Source organism: Flavobacterium sp. (assembly GCF_030146175.1).
Taxonomy (GTDB): Bacteria; Bacteroidota; Bacteroidia; order Flavobacteriales; family Flavobacteriaceae; genus Flavobacterium.
Genome location: NZ_JASLCE010000041.1, coordinates 1 through 4775 on the forward strand (window position 1 = coordinate 1; position 4775 = coordinate 4775).

Genomic DNA, 4775 nt, shown 5'->3' on the forward strand with positions numbered 1-4775 from the left:
GTTTTTAATCTTTCGAAGAAACAGTTCGGAACCATAAACATTTATGTGTTCATCACACATCTTCCCTCTCTCCTGTTAAGTGAATTTTCTGTTGATTTTTCGATTCAATACCATTCAATTATGGCAAAAAAAATTGCACCTTTCCTTATGCTATCAGCCTTATTTATGCTTATTCCAGCTGCATCACAAACACCACACAAGGGGATATCCGAAGTAGGCATCACCGCAGGAAGACTATCAGTGTCCCTGTCCGGTGCTGCAAACTATACGATTCCCATCGAAGTATTACCCGGAATAAAGGATATTGTCCCTCAAATCAGTTTGTCGTACGACAGTCAGAGCGGAAATAATATCGCCGGTTATGGCTGGTCGGTTTCCGGACTCTCGTCCATTACCCGAATTCCATCCACCAAATATCATGACGGAATTTTTGATCCTGTCGACTTTGATCACCTGGATCGTTTTACGCTCGATGGTCAGCGGTTAGTGATTAAAAATGGTACCTCCGGCACTTATGGCGCCAATGGAACGGTATATGAAACCGAAAATTTTTCGACTACAAAAGTGACCTCTTTTGGTGTTTCTCCATTAGGTGCTACCTATGGCCCTCAGTATTTTCTGGTAGAATACCCTGACGGTTCAAAAGCTCAGTATGGCAACCACCTCGAATCGCGATCGGAAATAAAATGGTCTATCGACTATTGGGAAAACCCTCAGGGTATCCGCATCAACTATTCTTACGCCAAGTTTTTAAACATTTCTCGCATCATGAGAATAAGCTATGGTGCTATTGGCTCGAATCCAGGATACAATACGATCTATTTTGATTATAAAAAAAGAAATCGTTCCGAAAATGCCTATATCGGCGGAATTCCTTTTACAGAAGCCTATATACTAAATTATATACTGATACACCCAACCAATTTTTCCGATTATCATTATAGAAAATACACCTTAACCCATGATATCAATTCATTAGGTTATGAAAGGCTAGCCAGTATTACGGAGTCCTCAGAATACGGAGGCATTGTTAAAAGTCGGAATCCTACAGTTTTTACCTATGATGACACACCCGACACTCTTACTTACAATCCAATTACAACAAACTTATCGGTAAACAATATAAGCTACAAAAATGCGGCAACTGTTACCGGAGATTTTAATGGTGATGGGAAGACAGATATTATTCTGTATCCGACTTCCGGATCGGATACTCAAAAAAAATACTGGCTGTTTACCGACTTTCGGGAAAGTCAGTATAACATCGGATCAGAAATACCCGTACCCGAATCTTTCGATGAAATCGTCCCGGTTTCATGGCTGGGCGGGAGTTCTTCCTATGGCTACAAATTAATGCAAACACAAGCCTGGACATTAATTAAAACCAATCCATCCGACAATACAACAACTTTCAGCACCTACGCAGCAGGAACGGCTTCTCCGGTGTATTTTCAGTACCGCAAGTCGTACGTATTTCCAGAGCTTATTTACTACAACAATGAACAATATTATAGCAAAGAACTTTCTTTTCAGGATTCGTTCCTGTTTCGAAAATTCAGATCAATTCCTAACAAACCGACCGAGGAACGAATCGTTGTAAACATTCCTAAAGTTTTTTTAAGTGGCGATTTTAATGGTGACGGACTTACCGATCTTATTGCTGTTGAAAAATCGATCTCCTATACCCAAACATACGAACATAACACTTATGATCGGGTACGTTTAGGAGGAGGTTCTTATTTTGTGAATCTGGATAAGCGATTAACGAATGACTTTGTGAATAATGCCGGACAATTGGCAATGACCGACTATAGCATTATTCGAGTTGTGGATTATAATGGCGATGGTAAATCGGACATACTGGTTTTCGATTCCGGAAAAGTGACCGTATATACGCTTAACGACAACAACCGGTTAATTCAATTATCTACCTATGCTGATAGTAGTATTAATTTGAATTACCCAATCCTTATGGGCGACTATAATGGCGATGGAAAAGCAGATTTTATACTTCCAACCGGTAACGGTCATAACTTTGTTAAATATTCCTCGACAGGCATATCCTTTATAAAATCCAAGCACAATTACAGCATTCCGTATAACCCGAGTACACAGGAAAATGATTGCTCTTTTGTCCGTCATATTATTCCAACCGATTTTAATTTAGACGGAAAAACAGACTTACTGTATGTGGAGAATATCGGCTGTGGTAACTCCGGAAAAGCCTCTATTACGGTTCAATATTATAAAAACACCAGCACCAATTTTGCTCCCGCCGGTAGTGCCTCAACTCCTGCTTCGTCAACTGTCGACCGATATTCCCTTCCGGCTTTTATCAGCTTTGACAAAATCAACAACAGTCAGGATATCAGTTTTATCTCTAAAAACAACATTTTTAATTTTAAAACAGCCAAATCTAACGCAAAAGACACCAAATTAAATTCAATAACATTTGGTAATGGCATACAAGACCGCATCACCTACCATCCGCTGATAGCTCCGGACACCAACACTTTTGACCTTGTATATAACGACAGTCCCAACATCGAAAACTATCCGAATGCCGATATCAGCAATGCACCTTCTATTTCGGTAGTCTCCCGACTGGAGCGACAAAGTAAAAACGAATATAAAAAACAGGATTATAAATATTGTGGCGCGGTGTATAACGTCGATGGATTGGGTTTTTTAGGCTTCCGATCCACCATGAACACCAATTGGTATAACGACAATAATGCAGTCATTTCCACTATTTCGAAATTCGATATTTCCAAGCGCGGCGCTTTATCCGAAAGCTATACCGTTACCGGATTGACTATCCCATCGGCGCATTTTACTCCGACATCATTTATCATTAAATCGACCAATACGTATTCCAATACACTGCTTCCCAATAAGGTGTTTAAAATTAAGACCGACACCTCAACTACTATAAACAGTCTGAAAGGCACCACAACCGAAATAGCCGCCACCTATGATGATTTCAACAACCTGTTAACCCATACCACTGTTAATAAACGAGGAAATACGGTTGACAAAAAAGCGGTGGTTACTTTGGAATATTTCAACCAGCCCCAAGGAACTCCGTATATCATTGGTCGTCCTAGCCAAAAGAATACAGAAACCTATGGCGATGATCAAATGAATACAGAAGAAATATACACCTATACGGCCAATAATTTAGTATCGGAAATCAAAACCAAAGGACACAATACCGATTATGTGACAACACGTTATGAATACGATACGTTCGGAAATATAACCAAAAAAACACTGACAGCAAACGGAATGGTACCCCGAATTAATAGTATAGAATATGACACAAGCGGTCGTTTTATCACGAAAAGTACCGATATAGATGGACTGAATACAATATATACCTATAACGACCTGAATGGATTACCCGTAAGCATTACAACTCCTGATGGCAGAACCCTAACCAATGAATATGATCTTTGGGGACGAAAAACAAAAGCAACTGATTATTTCAACACTACTTTTACCTATTCGGGTGTCGATGAAAAAACACTTGTAAAAGTTTTCGGTGATGATGGCAGTTATAGCGAATCGCTATCAGACGACCTTGGAAGGATTATAAAATCCGGCGTTAAAAACATTGACGGTTCGATTAGCTATATCGATTATGTATACGACATTTACGGGCACACTATCAAAAGTAGTGAGCCATATACTGGTTCAGCACCAAGTCAGTGGAATATCGTTAAATACGACCAATTTGACCGAATTATCCAGAGTATTGCCGCAACCGGAAAAACTCAGATCCTAACATATACCGGTTTAACGACCAGCATATTCGACGGTTTAAAAACCGAAAGCATTACTAAAAATGCTGCCAATAGTATCCTTTCCAAAACCGATGATATCAGTTCAGGCAACGCTATCACGCAGCAATACTTTGCCAACGGCAGACTAAAACAGGTAAATTATGGCGGTAACAGCATTGTTACAGAACAAGATGGCTGGGGTAGAAAAACAAAACTCGAAGATCCTTCTGCCGGAACCTATCAATACAAATACAATGCATTGGGAGAAATCATAACCGAAGTAACCCCTAACGGAACTATCGAATATACCCGGAATGCATTGGGCCGCATAATAGCAAAAACAGTACAGTCAAATGACAACTTCTATACCACGTACAACTACAATACAGACGGAACACTGGCGGGCAGCATTATGAATAGTTTAAACTCCTCTGATGATTCCCACATCGAAAACTATGAATATGATGATTTTAAAAGACCTCAAAAAATTAGTACTACCTCAAAAACAGGAACATTTATAAAAGAGCTAACATATGATACCTTTGGAAGAGTCGACAAGGAAAAATTAACCGCAACTTCGTTAACAAATAACAAGACCAGTACCCAAACCTTTAAATATACCTATAAAAATGGCTATACCCATCAGATTTTAGACAATGCAACCCATCAGGTATTATGGTCTGCAAATAGTGTTAATCAACGAGGACAACTCACTAACAGCTCTTTTGGAAATGGTTTAACACAAATAAACACTTATGACACCTATGGATTCCCTTCCGTTTTCGAAACCCGGAATACATCCGAATCATTATTTAATTTCACAACTACTTTTGATCCTGTCAGGGAAAATATAAACAATCGTTCCAATAGTTTATTCGCCTCCTACGAACCGTTTGAATACGACAATCAGGACCGACTGGTAAAATGGAATAAAGAAACCATAACCCTTCACAGTGACGATTTTCGTTCGGGAACTGGTGAATTCGAAAC

General features: G+C 39.4%; 1 protein-coding gene. It reads left to right on the plus strand.

Translation table 11 applies throughout. The features are described 5' to 3' along the window. Window positions 1–120: 120 nt before the first annotated feature. Window positions 121–4775: FG-GAP-like repeat-containing protein (locus Q1R07_RS04750; protein ID WP_300486515.1), on the plus strand; the 4655-nt coding region annotated here is incomplete at its 3' end.